Consider the following 799-nt stretch of genomic DNA (forward strand, 5'->3'; position numbering starts at 1 on the left):
CCTCACCCACCCGGACCTGCAAGCCGATCCTGTTCTGGTGCAGCTGAGCGGCCGCCGAGCAGTTCGGCCAGCACCGGGAGGTGGCTCGGCTCCAGGTCGTGGGTGGCGGTCAGCAGGGTGAGCCGGCCGCCCGCGAGCTCGCGCAGCCGCCGCAGCGCCGCCGCGTGCGCCGGGTCGGCGAGCTCCGCGAGGTAGCGGAGGCGGAACTCCTCGTACCGCTCCGGCCGGTGCCCGTACCAGCGGCGCAGGCCGTCGCTCGGGGCGGCGTCGCGCAGCCACTCGTCGAAGAGTCCGGCGTCCTTGCGCACCCCGCGCGGCCAGAGCCGGTCGACCAGCACCCGGTGGCCCTCGGCGGCGGCGGGTTCGTCGTGGATCCTGCGCAGGGCGACGGTCACGGGCACTCCTCGGGCGGTGGGGCGGCGGTGTTCGGCTGCGGGCATCCTCGCGCGGACCGCGCCCGGACGCGTGCGCGCACGCCGTGGTGTCCTGCATGCTGTCCGCAACGGAACGCGACGGGCGGTACCGCGACAGGGGGCGTGTGTGACAACGAGTCAGCCGGCGGACGAGGACGGCCGTGACCTGCTCGCGGCGGCCGGTGTGCTGTTCACCGACGAGCGGGGGCGGCTGCTGGTGGTGCGGGTGTCCTACGCGGCCGAGCACCCGGTGGAGATCCCGGGCGGCGGCTGGGAGGACGCGGACGGCTCGCCGCGCGAGACCGCCCGGCGCGAGATCGAGGAGGAGCTCGGCATCACCCCCCGGCTCGGGCCGCTGGCCTGCCTGGACTGGTCGCTGGACGGGG

2 protein-coding genes are annotated in these 799 nt (G+C 76.2%); one reads left to right on the forward strand and one right to left on the reverse strand.

Annotation, left to right across the window (positions count from 1 at the left end):
• Window positions 1-2: 2 nt before the first annotated feature.
• Entirely contained in the window at window positions 3-440 is a 438-nt protein-coding gene (locus tag AA75_RS34175) for a DUF488 domain-containing protein (protein ID WP_051813950.1), read from the reverse strand.
• Between the two features lie 100 nt (window positions 441-540).
• Between AA75_RS34175 and AA75_RS50130 the strand changes: the two genes are divergently transcribed.
• Window positions 541-799, forward strand: a 259-nt coding sequence (locus tag AA75_RS50130) for an NUDIX domain-containing protein (protein ID WP_158515608.1), incomplete at its 3' end; no start/stop codon positions are given.

This window comes from Kitasatospora sp. MBT63, assembly GCF_000710465.2.
In the GTDB taxonomy this organism is placed as follows: domain Bacteria; phylum Actinomycetota; class Actinomycetes; order Streptomycetales; family Streptomycetaceae; genus Kitasatospora.

Coding starts and splice junctions, on each gene's coding strand:
- AA75_RS34175 (WP_051813950.1), bottom strand. CDS start 440: ATGCCCGCAGCCGAACACCGCCGCCCCACCGCCCGAGGAGTGCCCGTG.